The organism is Roseateles asaccharophilus (assembly GCF_031458115.1).
GTDB lineage: Bacteria > Pseudomonadota > Gammaproteobacteria > Burkholderiales > Burkholderiaceae_C > Pelomonas > Pelomonas asaccharophilus_A.
Genome location: NZ_JAVDXV010000001.1, coordinates 576,221 through 601,772, shown reverse-complemented (window position 1 = coordinate 601,772; position 25,552 = coordinate 576,221). Strand labels below are relative to the sequence as shown.

Annotated in this window: 24 protein-coding genes; 11 read left to right on the top strand and 13 right to left on the bottom strand. The window is 67.6% G+C overall.

From position 1 onward, the window contains the following. The first annotated feature begins 9 nt into the window (after window positions 1-9). Window positions 10-621 (top strand): LysE family translocator, encoded by a 612-nt coding sequence (locus J2X21_RS02685; RefSeq protein WP_310324537.1) that lies wholly within the window; start codon window positions 10-12, stop codon window positions 619-621. Window positions 622-762: 141 nt separating this feature from the next. Here the strand turns inward: J2X21_RS02685 and J2X21_RS02680 are convergent, their stop codons facing one another. Together J2X21_RS02680 and J2X21_RS02675 are read right to left on the bottom strand one after the other, a co-directional pair. After that, a complete protein-coding gene (locus J2X21_RS02680; protein WP_310324535.1) occupies window positions 763-1,101 on the bottom strand; it encodes a P-II family nitrogen regulator in 339 nt (112 codons plus the stop codon). Window positions 1,102-1,134: 33 nt separating this feature from the next. Continuing rightward, complete coding sequence (locus J2X21_RS02675; protein WP_310324533.1) at window positions 1,135-3,129, bottom strand: NAD(+) synthase; 1,995 nt, start codon at window positions 3,127-3,129, stop codon at window positions 1,135-1,137. 62 nt (window positions 3,130-3,191) lie between these two features. Between J2X21_RS02675 and J2X21_RS02670 the strand changes: the two genes are divergently transcribed. Further along, window positions 3,192-4,355, top strand: coding sequence for a GNAT family N-acetyltransferase (locus J2X21_RS02670; RefSeq protein ID WP_310324530.1), 1,164 nt, complete (start codon window positions 3,192-3,194; stop codon window positions 4,353-4,355). Window positions 4,356-4,373: 18 nt separating this feature from the next. Here the strand turns inward: J2X21_RS02670 and ppa are convergent, their stop codons facing one another. Beyond that, a complete protein-coding gene (gene ppa, locus J2X21_RS02665; protein WP_310324526.1) occupies window positions 4,374-4,910 on the bottom strand; it encodes an inorganic diphosphatase in 537 nt (178 codons plus the stop codon). Window positions 4,911-5,059: 149 nt separating this feature from the next. Here ppa and J2X21_RS02660 point away from each other — a divergent pair, with 149 nt between their 5' ends. Continuing rightward, window positions 5,060-7,249 carry a sodium-translocating pyrophosphatase gene (locus tag J2X21_RS02660; protein ID WP_310324523.1) on the top strand — a complete coding sequence of 730 codons (2,190 nt, stop codon included), beginning with the start codon at window positions 5,060-5,062 and terminating at the stop codon, window positions 7,247-7,249. A 103-nt stretch (window positions 7,250-7,352) separates the two neighbouring features. Beyond that, window positions 7,353-8,174, top strand: a complete 822-nt coding sequence (locus tag J2X21_RS02655; RefSeq protein WP_310324520.1) for a J domain-containing protein — start codon at window positions 7,353-7,355, stop codon at window positions 8,172-8,174. Window positions 8,175-8,241: 67 nt separating this feature from the next. On the opposite strand, the gene J2X21_RS02650 is transcribed toward J2X21_RS02655, so the two are convergent. The 3 genes from J2X21_RS02650 to J2X21_RS02640 are packed head-to-tail and all read right to left on the bottom strand — an operon-like array spanning window position 8,242 to window position 12,014. Continuing rightward, complete coding sequence (locus tag J2X21_RS02650) at window positions 8,242-8,682, bottom strand: hypothetical protein (protein ID WP_310324517.1); 441 nt, start codon at window positions 8,680-8,682, stop codon at window positions 8,242-8,244. Between the two features lie 60 nt (window positions 8,683-8,742). Next, on the bottom strand, window positions 8,743-11,457 hold the full coding sequence (locus J2X21_RS02645; RefSeq protein ID WP_310324515.1) for a serine/threonine-protein kinase: 2,715 nt from the start codon (window positions 11,455-11,457) through the stop codon (window positions 8,743-8,745). Between the two features lie 2 nt (window positions 11,458-11,459). Next, window positions 11,460-12,014, bottom strand: coding sequence for an ECF-type sigma factor (locus J2X21_RS02640; RefSeq protein WP_310324513.1), 555 nt, complete (start codon window positions 12,012-12,014; stop codon window positions 11,460-11,462). Window positions 12,015-12,221: 207 nt separating this feature from the next. On the opposite strand from J2X21_RS02640, the gene J2X21_RS02635 reads away from it, so the two are divergent. Beyond that, a complete protein-coding gene (locus J2X21_RS02635; protein WP_310324511.1) occupies window positions 12,222-12,722 on the top strand; it encodes a diguanylate cyclase domain-containing protein in 501 nt (166 codons plus the stop codon). Window positions 12,723-12,858: 136 nt separating this feature from the next. On the opposite strand, the gene J2X21_RS02630 is transcribed toward J2X21_RS02635, so the two are convergent. The 6 genes from J2X21_RS02630 to J2X21_RS02605 all read right to left on the bottom strand — a co-directional run bounded on the left by J2X21_RS02630 (window position 12,859) and on the right by J2X21_RS02605 (window position 19,681). Further along, window positions 12,859-13,569, bottom strand: coding sequence for an ABC transporter ATP-binding protein (locus tag J2X21_RS02630; protein WP_310324508.1), 711 nt, complete (start codon window positions 13,567-13,569; stop codon window positions 12,859-12,861). Next, window positions 13,566-14,342, bottom strand: a complete 777-nt coding sequence (locus J2X21_RS02625) for an ABC transporter ATP-binding protein (RefSeq protein ID WP_310324505.1) — start codon at window positions 14,340-14,342, stop codon at window positions 13,566-13,568. Before J2X21_RS02625 ends, J2X21_RS02630 begins: the two co-directional genes overlap by 4 nt. Further along, window positions 14,339-15,637 carry a branched-chain amino acid ABC transporter permease gene (locus J2X21_RS02620; RefSeq protein ID WP_310324503.1) on the bottom strand — a complete coding sequence of 433 codons (1,299 nt, stop codon included), beginning with the start codon at window positions 15,635-15,637 and terminating at the stop codon, window positions 14,339-14,341. The genes J2X21_RS02625 and J2X21_RS02620 overlap by 4 nt, the downstream gene beginning before the upstream one ends. Next, entirely contained in the window at window positions 15,637-16,602 is a 966-nt protein-coding gene (locus tag J2X21_RS02615) for a branched-chain amino acid ABC transporter permease (RefSeq protein WP_404666571.1), read from the bottom strand. Before J2X21_RS02615 ends, J2X21_RS02620 begins: the two co-directional genes overlap by 1 nt. A gap of 131 nt (window positions 16,603-16,733) precedes the next feature. Then, entirely contained in the window at window positions 16,734-17,987 is a 1,254-nt protein-coding gene (locus J2X21_RS02610; protein WP_310324499.1) for a branched-chain amino acid ABC transporter substrate-binding protein, read from the bottom strand. A 47-nt stretch (window positions 17,988-18,034) separates the two neighbouring features. Next, window positions 18,035-19,681 carry a 3-(methylthio)propionyl-CoA ligase gene (locus J2X21_RS02605; protein WP_310324497.1) on the bottom strand — a complete coding sequence of 549 codons (1,647 nt, stop codon included), beginning with the start codon at window positions 19,679-19,681 and terminating at the stop codon, window positions 18,035-18,037. 134 nt (window positions 19,682-19,815) lie between these two features. Between J2X21_RS02605 and J2X21_RS02600 the strand changes: the two genes are divergently transcribed. The 6 genes from J2X21_RS02600 (at window position 19,816) to J2X21_RS02575 (ending at window position 24,836) form a co-directional block, all read left to right on the top strand. Then, on the top strand, window positions 19,816-21,264 hold the full coding sequence (locus J2X21_RS02600) for a protein adenylyltransferase SelO (RefSeq protein WP_310324495.1): 1,449 nt from the start codon (window positions 19,816-19,818) through the stop codon (window positions 21,262-21,264). Next, a complete protein-coding gene (gene msrB / locus J2X21_RS02595; RefSeq protein WP_310324493.1) occupies window positions 21,261-21,680 on the top strand; it encodes a peptide-methionine (R)-S-oxide reductase MsrB in 420 nt (139 codons plus the stop codon). The genes J2X21_RS02600 and msrB overlap by 4 nt, the downstream gene beginning before the upstream one ends. A gap of 56 nt (window positions 21,681-21,736) precedes the next feature. Continuing rightward, on the top strand, window positions 21,737-22,372 hold the full coding sequence (locus J2X21_RS02590) for a septation protein A (protein ID WP_310324491.1): 636 nt from the start codon (window positions 21,737-21,739) through the stop codon (window positions 22,370-22,372). Next, window positions 22,369-22,632: a BolA family protein gene (locus J2X21_RS02585; RefSeq protein WP_310324489.1), complete on the top strand. Its 264-nt coding sequence runs from the start codon at window positions 22,369-22,371 to the stop codon at window positions 22,630-22,632. The genes J2X21_RS02590 and J2X21_RS02585 overlap by 4 nt, the downstream gene beginning before the upstream one ends. Window positions 22,633-22,702: 70 nt before the next feature. Beyond that, complete coding sequence (locus J2X21_RS02580) at window positions 22,703-23,509, top strand: peptidylprolyl isomerase (RefSeq protein WP_310324487.1); 807 nt, start codon at window positions 22,703-22,705, stop codon at window positions 23,507-23,509. A 100-nt stretch (window positions 23,510-23,609) separates the two neighbouring features. After that, window positions 23,610-24,836: a cystathionine gamma-synthase family protein gene (locus J2X21_RS02575; RefSeq protein WP_310324485.1), complete on the top strand. Its 1,227-nt coding sequence runs from the start codon at window positions 23,610-23,612 to the stop codon at window positions 24,834-24,836. On the opposite strand, the gene J2X21_RS02570 is transcribed toward J2X21_RS02575, so the two are convergent. Further along, window positions 24,837-25,508: an ABC transporter ATP-binding protein gene (locus tag J2X21_RS02570; RefSeq protein ID WP_310324481.1), complete on the bottom strand. Its 672-nt coding sequence runs from the start codon at window positions 25,506-25,508 to the stop codon at window positions 24,837-24,839. Window positions 25,509-25,552 lie beyond the last annotated feature (44 nt).

Below are 25,552 nucleotides of genomic sequence, written 5' to 3'. Positions count from 1 at the left end.
AGCGCTTGCATGAACCTCGAATTCCTGACCGTATCGCTGCTGGTGGTCGCGTCGCCCGGCACCGGTGCCGCCGTGACCATTGCCACCGGCCTGGCGAGCGGCACGCGCACCGCAGTCATCGCGGCGCTGGGCTGCACGCTGGGCATCGTGCCGCACATGTTGGCGGCGGTGACCGGGCTCGCCACGCTGCTGCACGCCAGCGCACTGGCCTTCGAGGCGGTCAAGTTCGCCGGCGTGGCCTATCTGCTGTACCTCGCGTGGATGACGTGGCGCGAACGCGGTGCGATGGCGATCACGCCCGATGGCAAAGAACGCACGGACGGACAGGTCATCCGGCACGCCGTGCTGGTGAACCTGCTCAACCCCAAGCTGTCGATGTTCTTCCTGGCCTTCCTGCCGCAGTTCATCGCGCCAGACGACGGGGCGCCGACCGCCACGATGCTGCAGCTGTCGGCCATCTTCATGGCGATGACGTTCGGCGTGTTCGCGCTCTACGGCGCCTTTGCGGCGCGCATGCGGGACCGCGTGCTTGGCAGCCCGACCGCGATGGCCTGGCTGCGGCGCAGCTTCGCCGCCACTTTTGTGGCATTGGGAGCGAAGCTGGCCCTGACGCAGCGCTGAGGCTTTCTCGGGCCGAGCGCCGGGCCGCTCGCAAGCCGACCCGCTAAGGCGATGTGCTCTCGGCTCGATGCCGAGAGCATCGCCGTCCCCTCGGGGGACCGACCAGTTGCGCGGCGTTTAGCGCGTGCAACGAGGGGCTCGTCACACTGCGGCTTCGTCCGTCTCGCCCGTGCGGATGCGCACGACCTGCTCGACGGTCTGCACGAAGATCTTGCCGTCGCCGATCTTGCCGGTCTTGGCGGCCTTCAGGATGGCGTCGATGCAGCGGTCCACCTCGTCGTCCTTCACGACGACCTCGACCTTGACCTTGGGCAGGAAGTCGACGACGTACTCGGCGCCGCGGTACAGCTCGGTGTGCCCCTTCTGGCGGCCAAAGCCCTTGACCTCGGTGACCGTCAGGCCCGAGGCGCCCACCTCGGCCAGCGCCTCGCGGACCTCGTCGAGCTTGAAGGGTTTGATGATGGCGGTGATCTGCTTCATGGCGCGCGGCTCCTGGGTTCGTTTGGCGTCGATTTAAGCACGTTCATCCGGGATGCGGTCCACATCGGCGAGCCAGACCACGGCTTCGGAATCGCTGGGCGCACGCCAGTCGCCGCGCGGCGACAGCGAACCGCCGCTGCCGACCTTGGGCGCATTGGGCACGCAGCTGCGCTTGAACTGGCTGCCCTTGAAGAAGCGTTGCACGAAGATGCGCAGCACGCGCTTGATTTCGGCCAGCGCATAGACCTCGCTCCACGCATGCCGCCCCAAGAAGGCGATCTTGGTCGGCGTGTAGCCATGACGCAGCGTGTAGAACAGGTTGAAGTCCTGCAGCGCGTAGGGGCCGACGGTCGCTTCCGTGCTCTGCAGGCTGCCGGGCACCAGTTCGGGGCTGATCTCGGTGTCGAGGATGTCCAGCAGCACCTGCGTGTCCGTGCCGGCGCCCAGTTGGTGGGTCTCGGCCACCCAGCGCACCAGGTGCTGGATCAGCGTCTTGGGCACGCTGGCGTTGACGTTGTAGTGCGACATGTGGTCGCCCACGCCATAGGTGCACCAGCCCAGCGCCAGCTCGGACAGGTCGCCAGTCCCCAGCACCAGCCCTCCCGTCAAGTTGGCCAGCCGAAACAGATGGCTGGTGCGCTCGCCCGCCTGCACATTCTCGAAGGTGACGTCGTAGACCGGCTGGGCGTCGCTGTGCGGATGGCCGATGTCCTGCAGCATTTGCACGCAGCTGGGACGGATGTCGATCTCGCGCGCCTCGCAGCCGACCGTGGCCATCAGCCGCAGTGCCTGCTGGCGCGTGCGCTCGCCGGTGGCGAAGCCGGGCATGGTCACGCCGATGATGTTCGTGCGCGGCAGGCCCAGCGCGTCCATGGTGCGCGCGGCGACGAGCAGTGCGTGCGTCGAGTCCAGCCCACCCGAGATGCCGACGACGAGCTTGTTGATGCCGCTGGACGCCAGGCGCTGCGTCAGCCCCTGGACCTGGATGTTGTAGACCTCCTGGCAGCGCTCGTCGCGGCGGCTGTGGTCGGCCGGCACGTAAGGGAAGCGTTCGACGTGGCGGCGCAACGCCAGCGGCTGGTCGCAATCCAGCCCCAGCTTGAACGCGACATCGCGGAAGGCGCTGATCTGCGCGGCGTGCAGGCGCACGGACTGCCCGAAGCTGGTCTGCCGCATGCGCTCGCGGGCCAGGCGCTCCAGGTCCACGTCGGCCGTCACCAGCTGCGAGCGGCGCTGGAAGCGCTCGGACTCGACCAGCAGTTCGCCGTTCTCGCTGATGAGGGCCTGGCCGTCCCAGGCCAGGTCGGTCGTCGACTCGCCGGCGCCGGCTGACGAGTAGACATAGGCCGCCAGGCAGCGCGCCGATTGCTGCGACACCAGCTGGCGCCGGTAGCCGGCCTTGCCGATGACGACGTTGGACGCCGACAGGTTGACGAGCACCGTCGCGCCGGCCAGCGCCGCGAAGGACGACGGCGGGATGGGCGTCCACACGTCCTCGCAGATCTCGACGTGCAGGCGCAGCAGCGGCAGGTCCTCGGCCGTGAAGATCTGGCGGCTGCCGAACGGCACCTGCTGGCCCAGCAGCGTCACGGTGGCCACCGTCGCCTCCTCGCCCGAGCAGAACTGGCGCGCCTCGTAGAACTCGCCGTAGTTGGGCAGATAGGTCTTGGGCACCACACCCAGGATGCGGCCGCGCAACAGCACGACGGCGCAGTTGAACAAGCGCTGCTCCACCCGCAGCGGCATGCCGACGATGGCCACGAGAGGCAGCGCCTGCGTGGCCGCAAGCACCGACGCCAGCGCCGCCTCGCAGCCATCCAGCAGCGCACGCTGGTGGAACAGGTCGTCGCAGCTGTAGGCCGACAAGCCCAGCTCCGGAAACGCCACCACGGCCGCGCCTCCGGCGGCGGCCTGCTTCAGCAGCGCGATGGTCTGCTCGGCATTGAACGCCGGATCGGCCACGCGGCACAGGGGCAGGCCCACGGCGAGGCGGGCAAAGTCATGGCTGTAAAGGTTGTCGAAACGCATGGCCGGCATCAGCAAAACCCCAGTCTAGCCCTGCGTTTTCGAGGGTGCATTCCAATAGCCGTATGCCCACCCTTCGCGTCCACGACTCGCCCGCCGCCCTACCCCGCGAAGCCTGGAACGGCCTGCTGGCGGCATCGCCCCAGCCCACGCCGTTCATGCGCCACGAGTACCTGCAGGCGTTGCACGACTCGGGCTCGGCCACGGCCGCAACCGGCTGGGCGCCGATGTTCCTGGGCCTCTGGGACGAGGCGCGCCTGCTGGCCGCCTGCCCGGCCTGGCTGAAGTCTCACAGCTACGGCGAATACGTGTTCGACTGGGCCTGGGCCGACGCCTACCACCGCCACGGCCTGAGCTACTACCCCAAGCTGCTGGTGGCCGTGCCGTTCACGCCGGTGCCGGGCAGCCGGCTGCTGGCCGTCGACGACGATGCGCGGACGATGCTGGCCCAGGCGCTGCGCGCACTGGCGAAGGAGACCGAAGCCTCGTCGCTGCATGTGCTGTTCGGCGACGGCGCCGACCAGGCGGCGCTGCTGGATGCCGGCTGCACGGCGCGGGCCGGCGTGCAGTTCCACTGGACGGCCGAGGGCGACGCGGACTTCAGCGCCTTCCTCGCCCGGCTGCAGCGCGACAAGCGCAAGAAGATCCAGCAGGAGCAGCGCCGCGTGCGCGAGGCCGGCGTCGTGTTCGAGGCGCGCCTGGGCGCCGCCATCACGCCCGAGGACTGGGACTACTTCTACCGCTGCTACCAGCAGACCTACCGCGAACACCACAGCAAGCCCTATCTGAGCCGCGACTTCTTCGCGCGCATGGCGAGCGACATGCCCGGGCACTGGCTGATGTTCACGGCCATGCGCGGTGGCGAGCGCGTGGCCACGTCACTGATCGCGCTGGACCCCGAGCGCCGCGCCGCCTTCGGCCGCTACTGGGGCGCCACCGAGCACATCCCCAACCTGCACTTCGACGCCTGCTATTACCAGCCGCTGGCCTGGTGCATTGCCAACGGCTATCAGCGCTTCGAAGGCGGCGCGCAGGGCGAGCACAAGATGGCGCGCGGGTTGATGCCCACGCGCACGGCGTCCAGCCACTGGCTGGCGCACCCGGCGTTCGCCGACGCCGTCAACGACTTCCTGGCCCGCGAGGGCGAGGCCATGACGGGCTATCTGAGCGAACTCAACGAACACGGCCCCTACAAAGCAAAAGACGCCGCAGATGCGGCGTCTTCCTGATCCGGCCGGAGGCTGGAATTACTTCGGGGCCTTGGCGTAGTTCGCCATGCCGTCGGTGATTTCCTTCTTGGCGGCGTCCGGGCCTTCCCAGCCCTTGACCTTGACCCACTTGTTGGGCTCCAGGTCCTTGTAGTGCTCGAAGAAGTGCTGGATGGCCTTCAGGCGCATCTGGTTCACGTCCTCGATCTTTTCCCAGTGGCTGTACATGGGCAGGATCTTGTTGGTCGGCACGGCCAGCAGCTTGGCGTCACCACCGGCTTCGTCGTCCATCATCAGCACGCCCAGCGGGCGGCAGGTCACGACGACGCCGGGCGTCAGCGCGAACGGGGTGATGACCAGCACGTCCACCGGGTCGCCGTCGTCGGCCAGCGTCTTGGGGATGTAGCCGTAGTTGCACGGGTAGTACATCGGCGTGGTCAGGAAGCGGTCGACGAACAGGGCGCCGCTGTCCTTGTCGACCTCGTACTTGATCGGGTCGGCATTCATCGGGATCTCGATGATGACGTTGAATTCGTCGGGCGCCTTGGCGCCGGGGGACACGTTGTGCAGGCTCATGGTCGTCTTCTAGGGGTCAAGGAAAACCCGCATTCTAGTTTTGCTGGTAAACGCTGCCCTTACAGCCAAAGACCCGCCCTTAAGCTCCGCCGCACTTGCCCCGTACCCGGGGGTAACCGGTTCACACACGCACCTGAGGAGACTTCTACATGTCGACGGAGATGGCGCTGTATTTCGCGCTGGCCTGCGGCCTCGCGGCCGTTGTTTATGGCTTCATTCAACGAAGCTGGATCCTGAGTCAAGACGCGGGCAACGCCCGCATGCAGGAGATCGCCACGGCGATCCAGCAGGGTGCCGCCGCCTACCTGGGCCGGCAGTACCGCACCATTGGCATCGTGGGCGTCGTGCTCGCCATTGCCATCGCGGTGGTGCCAGGCCTGGGCCTGACGACGGCCGTGGGCTTTGTGATCGGCGCGGTGCTGTCGGGCATCTGCGGCTTCATCGGCATGAACATCTCGGTGCGCGCCAACGTTCGCACCGCGCAGGCCGCCACCAAGGGCATAGGCCCGGCGCTGGACGTGGCCTTCAAGGGCGGCGCCATCACCGGCATGCTGGTCGTGGGCCTGGGCCTGCTGGGCGTGGGCGGCTTCTACCTCGCCATCGGCGGCGGGCATGACAGCGCCGCGCTCAAGCCCATGCTGGGCCTGGCCTTCGGCTCGTCACTGATCTCCATCTTCGCGCGCCTGGGCGGCGGCATCTTCACCAAGGGCGCCGACGTGGGCGCCGACCTGGTGGGCAAGGTCGAGGCCGGCATCCCCGAGGACGACCCGCGCAACCCGGCCGTCATCGCCGACAACGTGGGCGACAACGTCGGCGACTGCGCCGGCATGGCGGCCGACCTGTTCGAGACCTACGCAGTGACGCTGATCGCCGCGATGGCGCTGGGCGCACTGATGGTGACCGGCACCTCCGCGGCGGCCGGCGTCATCTACCCGCTGGCTCTCGGTGGCGTGTCCATCATCGCGTCCATCATCGGCTGCTACTTCGTCAAGGCCAGCGACGGCATGAAGAACGTGATGCCGGCGCTGTACAAGGGCTTGATCGTGGCCGGCGTTCTGAGCCTGATCGCGTTCTTCTTCGTCACCAAGGCCATGTTCCCCGGGGAGGTGCTGCTGGCCGGCGGCGCCACCACCAGCGCGATGGCGCTGTTCGGCGCCTGCGTCGTCGGCCTCGTGCTGACGGCGGCCATGGTCTGGATCACCGAGTACTACACCGGCACGCAGTACCACCCGGTGCAGCACGTGGCGCAGGCCTCCACCACCGGCCACGGCACCAACGTCATCGCCGGCCTCGGTGTATCGATGAAGTCCACCGCTTGGCCGGTGCTGTTCGTCTGCGCAGCCATCTGGTCGGCCTACCTGATGGCGGGCCTGTACGGCATCGCCGTCGCCGCCACGTCCATGCTGAGCATGGCGGGCATCATCGTCGCGCTGGACGCCTACGGCCCCATCACCGACAACGCCGGCGGCATCGCCGAGATGAGCGACCTGCCCCCGGCCGTGCGCGACGTCACCGACCCGCTGGACGCCGTGGGCAACACCACCAAGGCCGTCACCAAGGGCTATGCCATCGGCTCAGCCGGCCTGGCCGCGCTGGTGCTGTTCGCCGACTACACGCATGCGCTGGAAGCGCGCGGCCTGCACGTGAAGTTCGACCTGTCGGACCACTACGTGATCCTGGGCCTGTTCATCGGCGGCCTGATCCCCTACCTGTTCGGTGCGATGGCCATGGAGGCCGTGGGCCGCGCGGCCGGCGCGGTCGTCGTGGAAGTGCGCAAGCAGTTCGCCGACGGCGCCATCATGGCCGGCCAGCGCAAGCCGGATTACAGCGCCGCGGTCGACATGCTGACCACCGCTGCGATCAAGGAAATGATCGTGCCGTCGCTGCTGCCCGTCGTCGCGCCCATCGTCGTGGGCCTGCTGCTGGGCCCGGCGGCGCTGGGCGGCCTGCTGATGGGCACCATCGTCACCGGCCTGTTCGTCGGCATCTCCATGTGCACCGGCGGCGGCGCCTGGGACAACGCCAAGAAGCTGATCGAGGAAGGCTTCACCGACGACAAGGGCGTGGTGCACCGCAAGGGCGGCGATGCGCACAAGGCCGCCGTGACCGGCGACACCGTGGGCGACCCCTACAAGGACACCGCCGGCCCGGCCGTGAACCCGCTCATCAAGATCATCAACATCGTCGCGCTGCTGATCGTTCCCATCCTGCCGATGAGTGCAGGCAGCCAGGCGCCCTCGCCCACGCAGGCGGCGGCACCGGCCGTCACCGCCGTGGCCGAAACGGTAGCACCGGCCGCCAGCCTGCCCGAGGTGCAGGCCTCGGCGGCCTCTCAGTAAAGCCTGGTAAATACCGCCCTCCAAGGCCCGTTCGCGGGCCTTTTTCGCGTCTGCGCCACGGCAAAATCCAGCCATGGCGAGCATGGCAGTCACCCGACACGAAATGACGCGACGGCGTGAGCAGTTGCAGGACCTGCAGCGCTACCTGGCCGTGCTGGAGGCCGACCACGACGGCATCCGTGCCAAGCTGCTGGGCTTCCGCCTGCGCTACCTGGAGGCGTTAGGCCCACTGATGCGCGAGCTTGACGAACTGGAGGCGCAACTGCAGCAGGCCACCGCGCTGCTGTCCGACGCATTGAAGCGCCAGGGTGTGGACGCCCCCATGCCCTCGGCACCGCACACCAAGGTCTGGCCCGATGTGCCTGCGCTGCCCGACGCCACACCGCTGCCGCCCGAGCCCACCGGCCCGACGATGGACCTGCCGCCGCCCACGCTGAAGACGCTGTACCGGCGCGCGGCCAAGCGCTTCCACCCCGACCTGGCGCCGCCCGGCCCGGACCGCGAGGTCTGCGAACAGCGCATGATGGCCGTCAACGAGGCCTACGAAAGCAGCGACCGCGGCAAGCTGGAAAGCCTGCTGCTGGCCGCTGGTGAGTCGCCCGAGAAGGTGATCGGCGGCCCCGCCGACGCCGTGCGCGCCTGGCTGGGCCTGTGCGAGCACCTCGTGCAGGGCCGCATCCGCGTCGTTCAGGCGCAGACGCTGGTGCTGCAGAACCTGCAGATGCACCAGCTGCGCGTGGCCATCGAGCGCGCCGAAACAGGCGGCATGCGCCCGCTGGACATCATGGCAGCCCGGTTGCGCACGCAGATCGCGGAGCGCCGCCAGGAGCTCTACATCGGTGAGCGCGTGGGCGGCGATGCGAGCCTGGCGGCGGATTTCTTGCGCAAGCGCTATCAGCGCTTGACGGGGCTTGGACTGGGCTGAGTCGGCATGCCCCTCTTCGGGCGTGATCAGCCGCCAAAGCGCGGTGCACTTCAGCAAGCCTCTATATTCAATCGCAGGTTTGCGGCTGATCGTTCTGGGTCTGCGGATCAGAGCTCGGATAGAAGTTCAGCATGTCGCCTGACGAGCTCACCTGAGCGAACAGCAGCACGACGCCTCGCCGGGTGTAGTGGTCCACGCCCCAAGGCACCACGACACTGTCGACCCATGCGTCGCCTGCTTGGGAACGGCTGGCCGACAGGAAGTTGTACGGGTTCATAGCCGGGTCGTTCCCGACCGTCTTGACCGCCGCACCGACTAGACGCAGGTTCTTGCCACGCACTTTCGCTTCGGTGAAGTTGATGGCAAGTTCACCCTCTTGCCCATCTGGGGTCGTCGTGGTGAGCACCGCGCCATCCGGCACCGGATTGCCATTGCCGTCAACGTAAGAGCACTTCGACATGCCGCCAGCGGTACTGGTGACAGTCACGGTATAGGGGGGAACGAACATCATCAGACTCCTGAGAATGGTTGGGAAAAGGCTCGCGCGAATTCACGCGCGACGGAGGAATTACGAGTCTCGCTGGCGTTGCAACCACGCCTGGGTGGCCTGCCAGTCCTGGTGAGTGTCGGCAGGCGGATTCAGGCAACGCTGCACCTCCAGCCACCGCCGGGTCAGCTCCGCATGCGCGAGACGCCAATCGCCGCGGAGCCGCAACAGCGCGTCCGCCTGGCGACACGCTGCTTGGCTGGCACCCGGATCGCCAGCCAGCCAACGCGTCTTCAGCAACTGCAGCCGCACTGCAGAATTCAAGGCTTCGAGAGAGACGGCCTCGGGACGCTTCGACGTCGCTTCGGACAGACGCTTCCCGACTCGGGCCAGCGTGTGCTCCCGCATCTCGCAGTCCTGAGGCTGACACGAGCTGCCCGACACCAGTTCCAGCAGCTTGACATAGCGAGGGAGCCAGCTATCCAGCAATGGCTTGTCCGGCCGCAGGGAGTCCAGACGCCTCAACAGGGTCATCGCTTCGCCGGCTCGCAACTGCGGCGTGACGACCTGCTTTTGCGCGAGCAGGCTGGCATCGATTTCCAGGGCCATGAAAGCCCAACTCACGTTGGTCGGGTCGCCCGCTCGCAACCGGTCAGCTGCGGCCTTCGCCTGGAACAAGGTTACGAGTCCATCCTGGCCCGCGGCGGACTGCGCTTCGCCGAGGTTGAACAGCAAGCCGGCTTCCCGCTTCAGCCATTCCAGGTCTGCAGGAAACCGTTGACGCACCGACTGGATCGGAGGTAGTGCACGCTGGAAGGTCTTCGCGGCACTCGTATGCCGTCCCGTCTGCTGAAGCAGAGCACCCAACCAGCTGACGGTGTCGCTCCATTCGCTCTGCAAGGCCCGGTCATCCGGGCGACGGACAAGCAGCGCTTCCTTGAGTTCCATCGAGCGCCTGAACGCCTCCTCCGCTTCGACGAACATACCCTGCCCCAACCGCAGGCTTCCAAGGCTGCTTTCGGCGTAGGACAGTTCGAGTTGCGCCTCCTCGTCATGCGGGACTGCCTGCATCCAACTGACACTGACATCGCGGTAGCGGCTCCATTGCTCCTGCGCCTGCGCCAGTTCGCGCTTGCGGAAATGCACCTCGCCTCGCCAGAACGCTGCGGCACCTTGGGCCTTGCGCCACGGCGCGGTCAGGTCGGCGCTGGGCGGGTCGCCTTCCAGCAGACCGGTGGCGGCCGACAGTGGCTCGAGAGCCGCCTCTAACTCGCGCTTGGACACCCGCACCTCGCCGATGACTGTCAGCGCCTTGGCGCGCTGCAGCCGCGCGACCGGTCCTGCGTGGGCGTCTTCTGCAAGGAAGTCGAGTGACTTGCTGCCCACGTTGTCCAGCAGCTCCAGCCGTCCGATGGGCCGCAGCTTGTCGGCGAACTCGCCCAGCATGTAGCTCAGCAGGTCCTCCGCCTGCTGCCGTCGCGCCTGCGCCTGCTGCTCGGCCTGCTCGGCGCGACGCGCCTGCAGCACGCTGACCGCCGTCAGGCTCATCAGTGCCAGCACCGCCAGCGAGCTTGCTGCCACCGCCAGACGGTGCCGCCGCACGAAGCGACCCACCACGTAGAACCGGCTGTCCGGCCGCGCGCGGATGGGCTCGTGGTCCAGCCAGCGTTGCAGATCCTCGGCCAGCGCTTGCGCATTCGCATAGCGCTCGGTCGGCGCCTTCTTCAGCGCCTTGGCGACGATGGTGTCCAGGTCGCCGCGCAGTTCGCGCGCATGGCTGGAGACGGCAGTGTCGGAGTGCCCCACGGCCACGTCGGACAGGCGTTTGGGCACCAGATCCACAACGGCCTTGAGGCGGTCCAGCTGCGTCTGCGTGTCGTCGGCCGTCGGATGCTGGCCACCAAGCAGCAGGTACAGCAGCACGCCCAAGGCGTAGACGTCGGTGGCCGTCGTCACGTCGGCCTGCTGCACCTGCTCGGGCGCGGCGAACTGCGGCGTGAAGGCGCTGCCGGCGCGCTGCGTCAGCTCGGTGGCGGCGGCGCCCTGCTCCGCCTGGGTGGCATCGGCCAGCAGCTTGGCGATGCCGAAGTCCAGCAGCTTCACGTCGCCGTCGGCCGTCACGAGGATGTTGCTGGGCTTGAGGTCGCGGTGCAGGATCAGCCGCGCATGCGCGTGGGCCACGGCGCCCAGCACGTCCAGGAACAGGCGCACGCGGGCCTCGATGCCCAGCTGGTGCTGGCGGCAGTAGGCGTCGATGGGCTGGCCGTCGACGTACTCCAGCACCAGATAGGGCTGGCTGCCCTGGTGCACGCCGGCATCCAGCAGCCGCGCGATGTGCGGGTGGGACAGGCGCGCCAGGATCTCGCCCTCGCGCGCGAAACGACCTGCGTCGCCACGGCCCAGCAGGCCCGACATCAGGAACTTGACGGCGACATGCCCTTCGAAGCGGCCATCGGCGCGCCGCGCCAGCCACACGCTGCCCATGCCGCCCTGCCCCAGCTGGCGCTCCAGCAGATACGGGCCGATGGACTGACCCGAGAAGTCGGGCGGCGGCGCGTCGTCGCCAGGCACGGAGGCCAGCACCTCGTCCCATTGCGCGACGACAGGCTGGCTCAGAAAGCCTTGCTGCTCCAGGTCTTGCGCCCGCGCCAGCAGGCGCCGCAGATGCGCGGCCGCGTCGGGGTCTTGAGCCTGCAGTACGTCCAGGCGCTGCTGCCGCGCGGCCGTTTCCAGGTCCAGCAGTTCGTCGAGCAAGGGACTCAGGGCCAGCCAGCGCTGCTTGTCCAAGTCATGCATCGCTACCCCTGCAAAGCCATGGACAGGAACAACCGTGCCTTCTGCCAGTCACGCTGCACGGTGCGCTCGGTGACGCCCAACGCCAGCGCGATCTCACTCTCCAGCAGGCCACCAAAGTAGCGCATCTCCACCACCTGGGCCAGCCGTGGCTCCAGTGCGGCCAGCTCATCCAGCGCCTCGTGCACGCGAAGGATCGCGTCGTCGCCCTGCGGCGTCAGCTCGGCGATGGCCGTGTTCAGCGTCAGGTGTTGCTGGCCGCCACCGCGGCGCTCGGCCTGGCGCGCACGCACCAGATCGATGACGACGGAGCGCATGGCCTGGGCCGCGTAGGCGAGGAAGTGGCGCCGGTCGGGGAAGGCCGCGCCCTGGGCGCCGGACAGGCGCAGCCAGGCCTCGTGCACCAGCGCGGTCGTGTCCAGCAGCGTCAGATGACCCGCCTCGCGCATCTGCCGGCGTGCCATGCGCTGCAGGTCGGCATAGAGCTGCGCCACCACCTCGTCGGCGGCGGCGCGGTCGCCCTGCTGGGCGGCCTGCAGAAGCTGGGTGATGTCTTGCACGCGCCGCACTCTAACGGCTGAAGGCGTCGGAACGCTGGCTTTGGCCCTCCCCAAGACAGCGCGTCAGAAATTCTTTCGGATGCGATGTCGGGTTTCGCAGGCGGTTTGCGTTCCTTAGGTATGAGGGTGGTTAGCAAAGACAGCCAGGGAGGCCGGTTCTTCCGGAGGCCGTCTGCGCAGGCACCCCGCCCTTGTCGGAGTGACCCCATGACCCCAACCGTCCTCATGTTCGCCAACAACCCACCCCAACCTCCCCGTGGTGGCGCGACGCCGCCGCTGCTCGCCATCGATTCCCTGACCGCCTACAACCTGCGCGTGTCGCGCCTGCTGGCCCAGAGCCGCCGCGAGGGCGGCCAGCTCGCGCTGCTGTGGGTGGAAGTGGCCGTGCTGGCACCGCCCGAACGCCTGCCCAGCGACGAGGAGCGCGAGAGCCTGATCCACACGGCCAGCCAGCGCCTGCGCAACCGCGTGCGCAGCGCGGACGAGGTGCAGCGCGTGGGCGAGCACAGCTTCGCGGTGCTGCTGCTGAATGCGGGCAGCGACGAGGCGGCGCTGGTGGAGCAGCGGCTGCTGCAGACGCTGCGAGGCGCCTACGGCATGGACGGCCAGCGGCTGCAGATGGCCGTACGCATCGGCACGGCGGTGTTCCCGGAGGACGGGCGCCAGGGCGCCGAGCTGGCGGAGGCGGCGCGAAGGCAGCTGGCTTGATCGGTCCAACAACGGGCCGAGCGCCGGGCCGCTCCCAAGCCGGCCCGTCTGGCGATGTGCGAGCGGCTCAATGCCGTGAGCATCGCCGTCCCCTCGGGGGACCGGCCAAGGTACTCCTTGGACGAGGGGCCCCGTTCTAGACCTCCAGCCACTCCTTGCGGATGTAGGCGTTGGCGCGCAGGTCTGCGGGGCTGCCCTCGAACACGATGCGACCGTGGCCCATCACGTAGCAGCGCTCGGAGATCTCCAGCGCGATGGCCAGCTTCTGCTCGACCAGCAGCACGGCGATGCCGCGGTTCTTCAGTTCCTTCAGGTACTCGGCCACCAGCTCGACGATCTTGGGCGCCAGGCCTTCGGTGGGCTCGTCGATCATGATGAGGTCGGGGTCGCCCATCAGCGTCCGGCACAGCGTGAGCATCTGCTGCTCGCCGCCCGACAGCACGCCGGCCTCGGTGTGCTGGCGCTCCTTGAGCCGCGGGAACATGCGGTACATGTCGTCGAAGCTCCAGCGCGGGCTCTTGTTCTTGGTCTTCTCGCCCAGCATCAGGTTCTGGTGCACGGTGAGCTTGGGGAAGATGTCGCGGTTCTCGGGCACGTAGCCGATGCCCAGATGCGCGATCTCGTAGGCCTCGCGGCCCACCAGTTCCCTGTCGCCCCACAGCACCGAGCCCTTGGCATCGACCTGGCCCATGATGGTCTTGACCATCGTGGAGCGGCCCGCGCCGTTGCGGCCCAGCAGGCTGACGATCTCGCCCGGGTTGACCTGCATGCTGACGCCGTGCAGTACATGGCTCTTGCCGTAGAACGCGTGGACGTTGTCCAGCTTCAGGGTTCGCGGATCACTCATGCCGCCGCTCCTGCCGCCTGCTGCTCGGCCAGCACCGAACCCAGATAGGCCTCCTGCACCTTCGCATTCGCGCGCACCGCCTCCGGCGTGTCGAAGGCAATGACCTCGCCGTAGACCAGCACCGCGATCTTGTCGGCCAGCCCGAACACGACGCCCATGTCGTGCTCCACGGTCAGCAGCGTCTTGCCCACCGTCACGTCGCGGATCAGCTGGATGAAGCGCTTGGTCTCGCTCTTGCTCATGCCGGCCGTGGGTTCGTCCAGCAGGATGACGCTGGAGCCGCCCGCGATGGTGATGCCGATCTCCAGCGCACGCGCCTCGGCATAGGTGAGGTTCATGGCCAGCACGTCTCGGCGCTTGTCGAGCTTGAGCATCTCCAGGATCTGCTCGGCGCGGTCGTTGGCATCGTCCAGGTCGGCCAGGAACTTCCAGAACGCGTAGCGGTGGCCCAGGCTCCACAGCACCGCGCAGCGGATGTTCTCGAACACCGACAGCCGCGTGAACAGGTTGGACACCTGGAAGCTGCGCGACAGGCCCAGCCGGTTGATCTCGAAGGGCTTCTTGCCCTGGATGCGCTGACCGTGCAGATGGATCTCGCCCGACGTGGGCGCGAAGCGGCCGCTGATCAGGTTGAACAGCGTGCTCTTGCCGGCACCGTTGGGGCCGATGATGGCCACGCGCTCGCCGGCCTGCACGGCCAGGTTGGCGCCGCGGATGATCTCGCTCTTGCCGAAGCTCTTGCGCACATCGCGCAGTTCAAGCGCGTAGCTCATAGAGCCTCCCGACGTTTGATTTCCTTCTCGATGTCTTCCTGGATCTCGCCCCACTGGTGCACATAGTGGCGCCGCGCCAGCTCGAACAACGCGCAGCCCACGACGATCAGGAGACCGGCACCGAACCAGGCATCAATGCCCGAGCTGTTCAGCGTGGCGCCCATGAAGCGCAGCTCCGGCCCCAGCGCTTCATTGAGCTGGCGGTGGTACAGCATCTCGATCATGGCCGCCGCACCCACCAGCGCGGCCAGCGCAGCGCCGGCCAGCGCCAGGTAGGACGTCCAGATCTTGCCCAGCTTGCCGAAGGCCGCCACGCGCAGGTTCATCAGGATCAGGCTGGCGATGCCGCCCGGCGCATACATGACCATGAACAGGAAGATCAGGCCCAGGTACAGCAGCCAGGCCTTGGTCAGCTCGGCCAGCATGACGCCGCAGAACACCATCAGCACCGCGCCGATGATGGGGCCGAAGAAGAACATCGCGCCGCCCAGGAAGGTGAACAGCAGGTAGGCGCCGGAGCGCGCCGCATGCAGCACGTCGGCGCCGTTGACGATCTCGGTGTTGATGGCGCCCAGGCCCCCGGCGATGCCGGCGAAGAAGCCGGAGATCGTGAAGATCATGAAACGCACCCAGTGCGTGTCGTAGCCCACGAACTCGACGCGCTCCGGGTTGTCGCGCACGGCGTTCAGCATGCGGCCCAGCGGCGTGCGCGTCAGCGCGAACATCAGCGCCGTGCAGATGAAACAGTAGACAGCGACCAGATAGTAGACCTGGATCTGCGGCCCGAACGAGATGCCCATCACCGGCTTGCCGATGACGCGGTTGCTGGACACGCCGCCCTCGCCGCCCGAGAACTCCGGCAGCATCAGCGCCAGCGCGAACACCAGCTCGCCGATGCCCAGCGTGATCATCGCGAATGGCGTGCCGGCCTTCTTCGTCGACACATAGCCCAGGAACACCGCGCACAGCAGGCCGGCCAGGCCACCCACCAGCGGGATCAGGCTGACCGGGATGCCCAGCGTGCCGGCACCGGCCATGTTCAGCGCGTGGATGGTCAGGAAGGCGCCCATGCCGCTGTAGACGGCGTGGCCGAAGCTCAGCATGCCGCCCTGGCCCAGCAGCATGTTGTAGGCCAGGCAGGCAATGATGCCTATGCCCATCTGCGTCAGCATGGTCTGCGCGAGGCCGCTGGTCCAGATGCGCGGCGCGACGAACAGGATCAGGGCGAACAAGCCCCAGACGATCCAGCGGCCGACGTTGAGCGGCTTGAAGTGGAACTCTTTGGCGTTGCTCATCAGTCCTCCCGCGTACCCAGGAGGCCCTTGGGCCGGAAGATCAGGATCAGCACCATCAGCAGGTAGGGCAGGATGGGGGTGACTTCGGCGACGGTCAGCCGCAGCAGCGGATAGCCCGGCGTGCTGGGCGTGACGCCGGCGCCGAAGCTGTTCAGCAGCGTCGCCAGCGAGCCGTTGATGGTCAGCGGCAGCGTTTGCAACAAGCCCACGACGATGGAACCCACGAAGGCGCCGGCCAGCGAGCCGATGCCGCCCACCACGACGACCACGAAAATGATGGCGCCGATGAAGGCGGCCATGTTGGGCTCGGTCACGAAGGTGATGCCGCCGACCACGCCGGCCAGCCCGGCCAGCGCGCAGCCGCTGCCGAACACCAGCATCAGCACGCGCGGCACGTTGTGGCCCAGCGCCTCGACCATCTCGGGATGCGTCAACGAGGCCTGGATGACCAGGCCCACGCGGGTGCGCGTCAGCAGCAGCCACAGCGCCAGCAGCATCAGCAGCGCCACGGCCATCATGAACACCTTGGTGAGCGGGAAGTTGGAGCAGGCCACACCCGCCGCGGCGCAGATCTCCGGCCCCGCCTTGCCCAGCATCAGCGACATGCCTTCCACCGGATGCGACACGATGGTGAAGGCCGAGCCCTGCAGCGAGGGCGGCGGCGTGAACGGCACCGCCGTGCGGCCCCAGATCAGCTGCACCAGTTCGAGGATGACGTAGGACAGGCCGAAGGTGATCAGCAGCTCGGGCACATGGCCGAACTTGTGCACCCGGCGCAGCGCCAGCCGCTCGAACGCAGCGCCCAGCGCCCCTACGGCCAGCGGCGCGAACAGCAGCGCGAGCCAGAAGCCCACGATGCCCACCAGCGAGTAGGCAACGTAGGCGCCCACCATGTAGAAGCTGGCGTGTGCGAAGTTCAGCACGCCCATCATGCTGAAGATCAGCGTCAGCCCGGAGCTGAGCATGAACAGCAGCAGGCCGGACGACAGGCCGTTCAGCAGGTTGATGAAGAGTTGATCCAAGACAGCAGCCGGCAGGGTCAAGGAAACGCGCCGTCGATTGAACGACGGCGCGACGGGGTCAAAGACTCAGGCGATCAGCCGGGCCGCTTCATCTGGCACGAGGTCGGCGTGGACGACACATAGCTGTCGTACTGCTTCACCGGCGCCAGCGTCATGCCCGTCTTTTCGGGGCTGTACGGGAACTTGGCGTCGGCCTTCTGCCAGACCGAGATGAACAGCGGCTGCTGCAGCTGATGGTCGGTCTTGCGCATCGTCACTTCGCCGTTGAAGCTCTTCACGCTCAGGCCTTCCAGCGCCGCGGCGACCTTGACCGGGTCCGTCGACTTGGCATTCGCCATGGCCTGGCTCAGCATCGTGTAGATGTGCTGGATGCTGTTCGTGTACATGTCGTCGTTGAACTTCTTGTTGTACTCGTCAGCCAGCTTCTGCACCTCGCCGCCCATGTTGTAGTGGCTGTAGGCCACCTGGTAGACGCGGCCCGCGCCGCCCTGCCCCAGCGCGGTCGGCGTGCCGGTCACGCCGGTGTAGTAGGTGAAGAACTTGCCGTTGTAGCCGGCCTCGTTGGCGGCCTTGACCAGCAGGGCCAGGTCGGAGCCCCAGTTGCCGGTGATGACGGTGTCGGCGCCGCTGGCCTTGATCTTGGCGACGTAGGGCGCGAAGTCGCGCACCTGGGCCAGCGGGTGCAGGTCCTCGCCAACGACCTGGATGTCCGGGCGCTTGCGGGCCAGCGTCTCCTTGGCGTACTTGGCGACCTGGTGGCCGTGGGCATAGTTCTGGTTCAGCAGGAAGACCTTCTTCACGTCCGGCTGGTCCTTGATGAAGGAGGACATCGCCTCCATCTTCATGGACGTGTCGGCGTCGAAGCGGAAGTGCCAGTAGCTGCACTTGCTGTTGGTCAGATCCGGGTCCACCGCCGAGTAGTTCAGGTAGACGATTTCCTTGCCGGGGTTGCGCTCGTTGTGCTTTTGCACCGCGTCGCTCAGCGCCAGCGCGACGCTGGAGCCGTTGCCTTGCATGATGTAGCGGATGCCCTGGTCGGCCGCGGCCTTCAGCAGGTTCAGCGACTCGGCGGGGCTCAGCTTGTTGTCGAAGGTGACGACCTCGAACTTCACGCCGGCCGGGTTGCTCTTGTTGAACTTCTCGCCCAGGAACTGGAAGGTCTTGACCTGGTTCTGGCCCACCGGGCCCATCAGGCCGGACAGCGCGTCGATGTAGGCGAGCTTGACGGTCTCGCCCTTCTGCGCCTGGGCTGCGCCGGCAGCGAGCGCCAGGGCCGCCGCAGCGGTCAGTGCACGCAACGGGAAGCGGGCCGAAGTGATGTCGAACATGCTTGTCTCCTGTGGTTGTGACGGAACGGGAACTTGATGGGGCGCGCTCAGGCCGTCGGCAGACGGTGGTCCTTGAGCTGGTCGCGCAGCTTCAGCTTCTGGATCTTGCCGGTGGCGGTATGCGGGATCTCGGTGACGAAGACCACGTCGTCGGGCACCTGCCACTTGGCGATGCGGCCTTCGTAGAAGCTCAGCAGCTCCTCACGCGTGACGGTGACATCCGGCTTCTTGACGACCACCAGCAGCGGGCGCTCGTCCCACTTCGGATGCCGGGCCGCGATGACGGCGGCCTCGAACACGGCCGGGTGGGCCATCGCGATGTTCTCCAGGTCGATGGACGAGATCCATTCGCCGCCGGACTTGATGACGTCCTTGCTGCGGTCGGTGATCTGCATGAAGCCGTCGGCATCGATGGTGGCCACGTCGCCGGTGGGGAACCAGCCCGGCTCGCCGTCGACGCTGACCAGCGGCGACGCGTCGTTCTTGAAGTACTGGCTGATGACCCAGTGGCCGCGCACGACCAGGTTGCCGGAACTGACGCCATCCCAGGGCAGCGAGCGGCCGTCGTCGTCGATGATGGCCATGTCGACGCCGTAGATGACGCGGCCCTGCTTCTCCAGCAGGCGCTGCTGCGCATCCGCCGGCAGGCTCAGCTGGCGCGTCGTCAGCTTGGACAGCGTGCCCAGCGGCGACATCTCCGTCATGCCCCAGGCGTGGATGACCTCGATGCCGTAGTCCTGCTGCAGCGACTTCATCATCGCCGGCGGGCAAGCCGCGCCGCCGATGACGGTGCGCTTGAAGGTCGAGAACTTCAGGCCGTTGGCCTTCACGTAGTTCAGCAGGCCCAGCCACACGGTGGGCACGCCGGCACTGAACGTGACCTTCTCGCCCTCGAACAGTTCGTACAGGCTCTTGCCGTCCAGGTGCGGCCCGGGCAGCACCAGCTTGAAGCCCACCAGCGCCGCGCTGTAGGGCAGGCCCCAGGCGTTGACATGGAACATCGGCACGACCGGCAGGATCACGTCGCGGCTGGAGCAGTCCATCGCGTCAGGCAGCGCCGCCGCGTAGGCGTGCAGCACGGTGGAGCGGTGGCTGTAGACGGCGCCTTTCGGGTTGCCCGTGGTGCCGGACGTGTAGCAGATGCTGGACGCGGTGTTCTCGTCGAACAAGGGCCAGGCGTAGTCGCCATCTTCAGCGGCCAGCAGGTCGTCGAAGCACAGCAGGTTGGGAATGGCCGTCTGCGCCGGCATGTGGGCGCGCGACGTCATCAGCACGAAGTGCTGCACGGTCTTCAGCAGCGGCGCGATCTTCTCGACCAGCGGCAGGAAGGTCTCGTCGAAGCACAGCACGCGGTCCTCGGCGTCGCCGGCGATCCAGACGATCTGCTCCGGGAACAGGCGCGGGTTGATGGTGTGGCACACCAGGCCCGAGCCCGACGTGCCGTAGTAGATCTCGACATGGCGGTGGCCGTTCCAGGCCAGCGTGCCGACACGGTCGCCGGGCTGGCAGCCCAGCCGCGCGAACGCCTGCGCGGCCTGGCGCGAGCGCAGCGCCACCTCGCGCCAGTTGCTGCGATGCAGGTCGCCTTCGACCCGCTTGCTGACGATCTCGGTCTCGCCCGCGTGCCGCTCGGCGTGCGTCAGCAGCGTCGAGATCAGCAGCGGCGCCGACATCATCCGGCCCATCAATGCCATGGTTGTCTCCTGGCGGTCTTATCGACCCAGTCTAGCCCGCGGTTTCATGCCAGTAACGTCACAACCGCGACCCGCAGCCCCCGGGGAAACACCCAGGCCAGCAAGGCCCAAGCACCCCTCACTAAACTGGTGCGATGAAACCGCTGGACGGCCTTGTCTGGACCAATCGCTTTGCGGCGCTGGGATCCGAGTTCTTCACCGAACTGCCGGCCCAGGGGCTGCCCGATCCTCACTGGGTGGCGCACAGCCCCGCTTGCGCCGCGCAACTGGGCTGGCCTGCCGACTGGACCACACGAGACAACGCGCTGGCCGTCTTCTCCGGCAACGCCACCTGGCCCGGCATGCAGCCGCTGGCCACCGTCTACAGCGGCCACCAGTTCGGCGTCTGGGCCGGCCAGCTGGGCGACGGCCGCGCGCTGTGGCTGGGCGAGGTCGCCACGCCGTCGGGCCCGCAGGAGTTGCAGCTCAAGGGCGGTGGCCTGACGCCCTACTCGCGTCGCGGCGACGGCCGTGCGGTGCTGCGCTCGTCCATCCGCGAATTCCTGTGCTCCGAGGCGATGGCCGCGCTGGGCGTGCCGACGACGCGGGCGCTGTGCATCACGGGCTCGCCACTGCCGGTGCTGCGCGAGACCGTCGAGACCGCCGCCATCGTCACGCGCGTGGCGCCCAGCTTCGTGCGCTTCGGCCACTTCGAGCATTTCGCGCATCACGGCCAGCTGGACGCGCTGCGCCGCCTGGCCGACTGGTTCATTGCCCACCATGCACCCGAATGCGCCGACGCGCCGGAGCCTGCCGTCGCGCTGCTGCGCAAGGTGTCGCTGCAGACGGCCGACCTGATCGCGCAGTGGCAGGCCATTGGCTTTTGCCACGGCGTCATGAACACCGACAACATGTCCATGCTGGGCCTGACGCTGGACTACGGCCCGTTCGGCTTCATGGACGCGTTCAACCCCGGCCACATCTGCAACCACAGCGACGACCGCGGCCGCTACGCCTATGCGCGCCAGCCTTCGGTCGCGTTCTGGAACCTGCACGCGCTGGCGCAAGGGCTGCTGCCGCTGGTGGACGACGGCTCCGAAGCCGGCGGCGAGCGCCTGCTGGAAGCGGTGGAGAGCTACCGCGAGCGCTTCGCGCAGCAGATGCTGCTGCGCATGCGCGCCAAGCTGGGACTGCAGGGCGAAGAAGACGGCGACCAGGCCCTCATCGACGACCTGCTGCGGCAGATGGCCGCGTCCAGCACCGACTTCACGATCACGTTCCGCCGCCTGTCGCGCGCGCTGACCGACGCCGAGCCGCTGCGCGATCTGTTCATCAACCGCGACGCGCTGGACGCCTGGCTGGCCCGCTGGCACGCCCGCACCGCGCCGGATGCCGAGGCGCGCATGCTGGCCGTGAACCCGGCCGTCGTGCTGCGCAACCACCTGGCCGAAGGCGCCATCCGCGCCGCCGATCAAGGCGACTTCAGCGAAACCGAGCGGCTGCTGAAAGTTCTGAGCTGCCCGTTCGACGAACCGATTCTTCCCAGCGACGCGGCGCTGCCGCCCGACTGGGCCCAAACCCTGGAAGTGTCCTGTTCATCATGAAGCACGATTCCGACAAGCCCTATCCCGTCCAGAAGACCGACGCCGAATGGCGCGAGCAGCTGGACCCCATGCAGTACCAGGTCGCCCGCCATGCGGCGACCGAACGTGCCTTCACCGGCAAGTACTGGGACCACTTCAAGGACGGCCACTACAACTGCATCGGCTGCGGCACGCCGCTGTTCGAGTCCGGCACCAAGTTCGACGCCGGCTGCGGCTGGCCCAGCTACTGGGCGCCGGTCAACAGCGAGGTCATCGAGCGCGTGGTGGACCACAGCCACGGCATGGTGCGCGTGGAGGTGCGCTGCAACAAATGCGGCTCGCACCTGGGCCATGTGTTCCCCGACGGCCCCGAGCCCACCGGCGAGCGTTACTGCATCAACTCCGCGTCCATCGATTTCGTGAAAGACAATCCTTGAACTCGGGAGCCCACCGCCCGAGCGGAGCGAGTCGCTCCGTCCTCGACTGATCCACCATGAAGCTGCTGCTCGACTTCCTCCCGCTGATCCTGTTCTTCGTTGCGTTCAAGGGCGCCGAAGGCAATCCCGACATGGCCGCCGCGTTCGCGACCGAGCACTTCGGCTTCCTGGTGCAGGGCGGCGTCGTCGGCGCTTCGGAGGCACCGGTGCTGCTGGCCACCGTGGTCGTCATGATCGCGACGCTGGCGCAGGTCGCCATCCTGAAGCTGCGCGGCCAGAAGGTGGACCTGATGTTGTGGATCAGCCTGACGCTGGTGGTCGTGCTGGGCGGCGCCACCGTCTGGTTCCACAACGAGACCTTCATCAAGTGGAAGCCCACGGGCCTGTACTGGGTCATGGCGCTGACGCTGTGGCTGGCCCAGGCCGCCTTCGGCAAGAACCTCATCAAGGCCATGCTGGGCGGCGAACTGCAATTGCCCGACCCGGTCTGGGCGCGGCTCAACCTCGCCTGGGTGCTGTTCTTCGCGGCAATGGGCGTGGTCAACCTGTACGTGGCCTACAACTTCTCGACGTCCGCCTGGGCCAACTTCAAGGTCTTCGGCGTGACCGGGCTGATCCTGCTGTTCACGCTGGCGCAAGGCGTCTACATGAGCAAGCACCTGCCGCAGCAGGAAGAGGACTCCAAGCCGTGAGCATCGCCGCCGAGATCGAGGCGCGGCTGCGCGCCGAACTGGCGCCGCTGGAGTTCGTCTTGCGTGACGACAGCGCCGATCACGCCGGCCACGCGGGCGCCCGCGAAGGGGGGCACTTTCACGTGACTGTCCGGTCAGAACGCTTTACCGGCCTGCAACGCGTGGCCCGTCACCGCCTCGTCTATCATTGCCTGTCTGACCTGATGCAGCGCGGCATCCACGCCCTGGCCATTGATGCCAAGGCACCGGGTGAACCCTGACAGATCAGCATTGATCGAACCGCGCGCCCGATCCGGGCGCGATTTTTTTAGCCTGATCCATCTCCCACCCATGAAGAAGCTTGCGCTTGCCGCCGTCGTTGCGGCCACCATCTCGGCACTGTCGCCGGCCGCCGCAATTGCGCAGAACATCGCGACCGTCAACGGCAAGCCCGTGCCCAAGGCCCGCCTCGAGACGCTGCTGCAGCAGGTCACGAAGAGCGGCCAGCAGCAACGCACGCCCGAACTGGAAGCCCAGGTCAAGGACGAGGTCGTGCGCCGCGAGATCTTCATGCAGGCCGCCGAGAAGGCCGGCGTGCCGCAGACGGCCGACTACAAGGCCCAGATGGAACTGGCCCGCCAGATGCTGCTGATCCGCGGCCTGATGGAAGACTATCGTGCCAAGAACCCGGTCAGCGACGCCGACGCACAGGCCGAGTACGACAAGTTCAAGGCCGCCAACAGCGGCGAGGAATACCGCGCCCGCCACATCCTGGTCGAGAAGGAAGAGGACGCCAAGGCGCTGATCGAGAAGATCAAGGCCGGCGGCAACTTCGAGGAACTGGCCAAGGCCAACTCCAAGGACACCGGCTCGGCCCAGAACGGCGGCGACCTGGACTTCGCCAACCCCAACAACTTCGTGCCCGAATTCAGCAAGGCCATGACCGCACTGAAGAAGGGCGAGATGACGCAGGAACCGGTGAAGAGCCAGTTCGGCTTCCACATCATCAAGCTGGAAGACACCCGCGCCGCGACCTTCCCGGCCTTCGACGACGTGAAGGCGCAGATCAAGCAGCGAATCGAACAGACCAAGATGGCCGAATACCAGCAAAGCCTGGTCGACAAGGCCAAGACGGACTACAAGTTCACGCCGCGCTGATTGATTCCCGCACGGCGGGTCGCACCGACAAGACCCGCCCCGGCGGGCAGTCCTGAAAAGACCCGCCCCGGCGGGTCTTGTGCCATCTGGAGCCCACACCATGTCCGACGCCCTCAGCACCCGACTCGTTCACGCCACCGGCGGCGACGCCCAGTTCGGCGGCGTGCACGCCACCATCCATCCGTCCGTGCAGTACGCCCACGAGCGTGTGGAAGACCTGATCGGCGTGTTCCAGGGCACGAACAAGGGCGCCTTCAACTACGCCCGCCAGGGCACGCCCACGACGGCCGTGCTGGAGCGCGTCGTCACCGAGTTGGAAGGCGGGGTGGGCTCCATCAGCTTCGCCACCGGCATGGCCGCCCTCAGCGCACTGTTCCTGACGCTGCTGAAGGCCGGCGACCACCTCGTCACCAGCTCGCGCGTGTTCGGCAACACCAACAGCTTCTTCCAGACGCTGGAAGACCTCGGTGTGGCAGTGAGCCGCGTGGATGCCGGCGACGTGGCCGCCGTGCGCGCGGCCGTGCGGCCCCAGACGCGCATGGTCTTCGTCGAGACCATGGCCAACCCCAGCACCCGCATTCCCGACCTGGAAGGCATAGGCGCGCTGTGCCGCGAGCTGGGCCTGCTGTACGTGGTGGACAACACCGTCACGTCGCCCGCGCTGTGCCAGCCCAAGCGCTTCGGCGCCGGCCTGGTCATGAACTCGCTGACCAAGACCATCGCCGGCCACGGCGAGGCGCTGGGCGGCGCCATCACCGACACCGGCTGCTTCGACTGGGCCGGCTACCCCAACATCTTTGCCGCCTACCGCAAGGGCGATGCCAAAGGCTGGGGCCTGCAGCAGATCCGCAAGAAGGGCTTGCGCGACATGGGCGGCACGCTGTCCAGCGAGGCCGCGCACCGCATCCTCGTCGGCATGGAGACGCTGGAGCTGCGCCTCACGCGCAGCAGCGACACCGCGCTGGCGCTGGCGCGCCACCTGGCCGCTCACCCCGCCATCGCCGCCGTGCACTACCCGATGCTAGAGAGCCACCCCGAGCACCAGCGCGCGCGCGACTGGTTCGGCAGCGGCTCGTGGATGATGGCCTTCGAACTGCGCGACGCGGCGAAGCTCCACGAGGTCATCAACCGCCTGCGCCTGCCGCTGAAGGCCACCGGCTTGGCCGACACGCGCACGCTGATCATCCCGGTGGCGCCCACCATCTTCTGGGAGATGGGCGCCGAGGCGCGCGCCGCGATGGGCATCGCCGAAGGGCTGGTGCGGCTGTCGGTGGGGCTGGAAGCGGCCGAAGACCTGATGGCCGACTTCGATCAGGCGCTGGCCTGATCAGGCCGCGAGCCGGCCTGCCTCGATGCGCAACTGACGCTCGCAGCGCGCCGCGATCTCGCGGTCGTGCGTGACCAGCACCAGCGTCGTGCCGGCTTCGCGGTTCAACTCGAACATCAGCTCCATCACCGACGCGCCGGTCGCGAAGTCCAGGCTGCCGGTGGGCTCGTCCGCCAGCAACAACGCCGGCCGCTGCACGAAAGCGCGCGCCAGCGCCACGCGCTGCTGCTCGCCGCCCGACAGCACGCGCGGGTAGTGCCCCAGGCGCTCGCCCAGGCCCACGCGCGCCAGCATGGCGGCAGCCTTGTCGCGCGCCGCGGCGTCGCCGCGCAGCTCCAGCGGCAGCATCACGTTTTCCAGCGCGGTGAGATTCGGCAACAGCTGAAAGCTCTGGAACACGAAGCCCAGCTCCTTGGCGCGCACGGCCGCGCGTTGGTCCTCGTCCAGCACGAACAAGTCTTGGCCGCGCAGCTTCACCGTACCGGTGCTGGGCTTGTCCAGGCCCGCGAGGATGGCCAGCAGCGTGCTCTTGCCCGAGCCCGAGGCACCCACGATGGCGACGGATTCCTGCGCGGTCAGCGCGAAGCTGATGTCATGCAGAATCGTCAGCTCCCCAGTGGCGTCCTGGACGCGCTTGGTGATCTGCTCAACTTGGACGAGGACTTCAGGCATGTCGGGACTGCGGCGGCGAACGTGGGTGGCGCACTTTAGCCTGG

Excerpts from the sequence above, each read along its gene's own strand:
- J2X21_RS02675 (WP_310324533.1), bottom strand. The coding sequence starts at position 3,129 with ATGCGTTTCGACAACCTTTACAGCCATGACTTTGCCCGCCTCGCCGTG.
- J2X21_RS02645 (WP_310324515.1), bottom strand. The coding sequence starts at position 11,457 with ATGCATGACTTGGACAAGCAGCGCTGGCTGGCCCTGAGTCCCTTGCTC.
- J2X21_RS02630 (WP_310324508.1), bottom strand. The coding sequence starts at position 13,569 with ATGAGTGATCCGCGAACCCTGAAGCTGGACAACGTCCACGCGTTCTAC.
- J2X21_RS02620 (WP_310324503.1), bottom strand. The coding sequence starts at position 15,637 with ATGAGCAACGCCAAAGAGTTCCACTTCAAGCCGCTCAACGTCGGCCGC.
- ppa (WP_310324526.1), bottom strand. The coding sequence starts at position 4,910 with ATGAGCCTGCACAACGTGTCCCCCGGCGCCAAGGCGCCCGACGAATTC.
- J2X21_RS02575 (WP_310324485.1), top strand. The coding sequence starts at position 23,610 with ATGTCCGACGCCCTCAGCACCCGACTCGTTCACGCCACCGGCGGCGAC.
- J2X21_RS02625 (WP_310324505.1), bottom strand. The coding sequence starts at position 14,342 with ATGAGCTACGCGCTTGAACTGCGCGATGTGCGCAAGAGCTTCGGCAAG.
- J2X21_RS02685 (WP_310324537.1), top strand. The coding sequence starts at position 10 with ATGAACCTCGAATTCCTGACCGTATCGCTGCTGGTGGTCGCGTCGCCC.
- J2X21_RS02670 (WP_310324530.1), top strand. The coding sequence starts at position 3,192 with ATGCCCACCCTTCGCGTCCACGACTCGCCCGCCGCCCTACCCCGCGAA.
- J2X21_RS02570 (WP_310324481.1), bottom strand. The coding sequence starts at position 25,508 with ATGCCTGAAGTCCTCGTCCAAGTTGAGCAGATCACCAAGCGCGTCCAG.
- J2X21_RS02590 (WP_310324491.1), top strand. The coding sequence starts at position 21,737 with ATGAAGCTGCTGCTCGACTTCCTCCCGCTGATCCTGTTCTTCGTTGCG.
- J2X21_RS02600 (WP_310324495.1), top strand. The coding sequence starts at position 19,816 with ATGAAACCGCTGGACGGCCTTGTCTGGACCAATCGCTTTGCGGCGCTG.
- J2X21_RS02655 (WP_310324520.1), top strand. The coding sequence starts at position 7,353 with ATGACGCGACGGCGTGAGCAGTTGCAGGACCTGCAGCGCTACCTGGCC.
- J2X21_RS02605 (WP_310324497.1), bottom strand. The coding sequence starts at position 19,681 with ATGGCATTGATGGGCCGGATGATGTCGGCGCCGCTGCTGATCTCGACG.
- J2X21_RS02660 (WP_310324523.1), top strand. The coding sequence starts at position 5,060 with ATGTCGACGGAGATGGCGCTGTATTTCGCGCTGGCCTGCGGCCTCGCG.
- J2X21_RS02635 (WP_310324511.1), top strand. The coding sequence starts at position 12,222 with ATGACCCCAACCGTCCTCATGTTCGCCAACAACCCACCCCAACCTCCC.
- J2X21_RS02680 (WP_310324535.1), bottom strand. The coding sequence starts at position 1,101 with ATGAAGCAGATCACCGCCATCATCAAACCCTTCAAGCTCGACGAGGTC.
- J2X21_RS02615 (WP_404666571.1), bottom strand. The coding sequence starts at position 16,602 with ATGCTCAGCTCCGGGCTGACGCTGATCTTCAGCATGATGGGCGTGCTG.
- J2X21_RS02580 (WP_310324487.1), top strand. The coding sequence starts at position 22,703 with ATGAAGAAGCTTGCGCTTGCCGCCGTCGTTGCGGCCACCATCTCGGCA.
- J2X21_RS02610 (WP_310324499.1), bottom strand. The coding sequence starts at position 17,987 with ATGTTCGACATCACTTCGGCCCGCTTCCCGTTGCGTGCACTGACCGCT.
- msrB (WP_310324493.1), top strand. The coding sequence starts at position 21,261 with ATGAAGCACGATTCCGACAAGCCCTATCCCGTCCAGAAGACCGACGCC.
- J2X21_RS02650 (WP_310324517.1), bottom strand. The coding sequence starts at position 8,682 with ATGTTCGTTCCCCCCTATACCGTGACTGTCACCAGTACCGCTGGCGGC.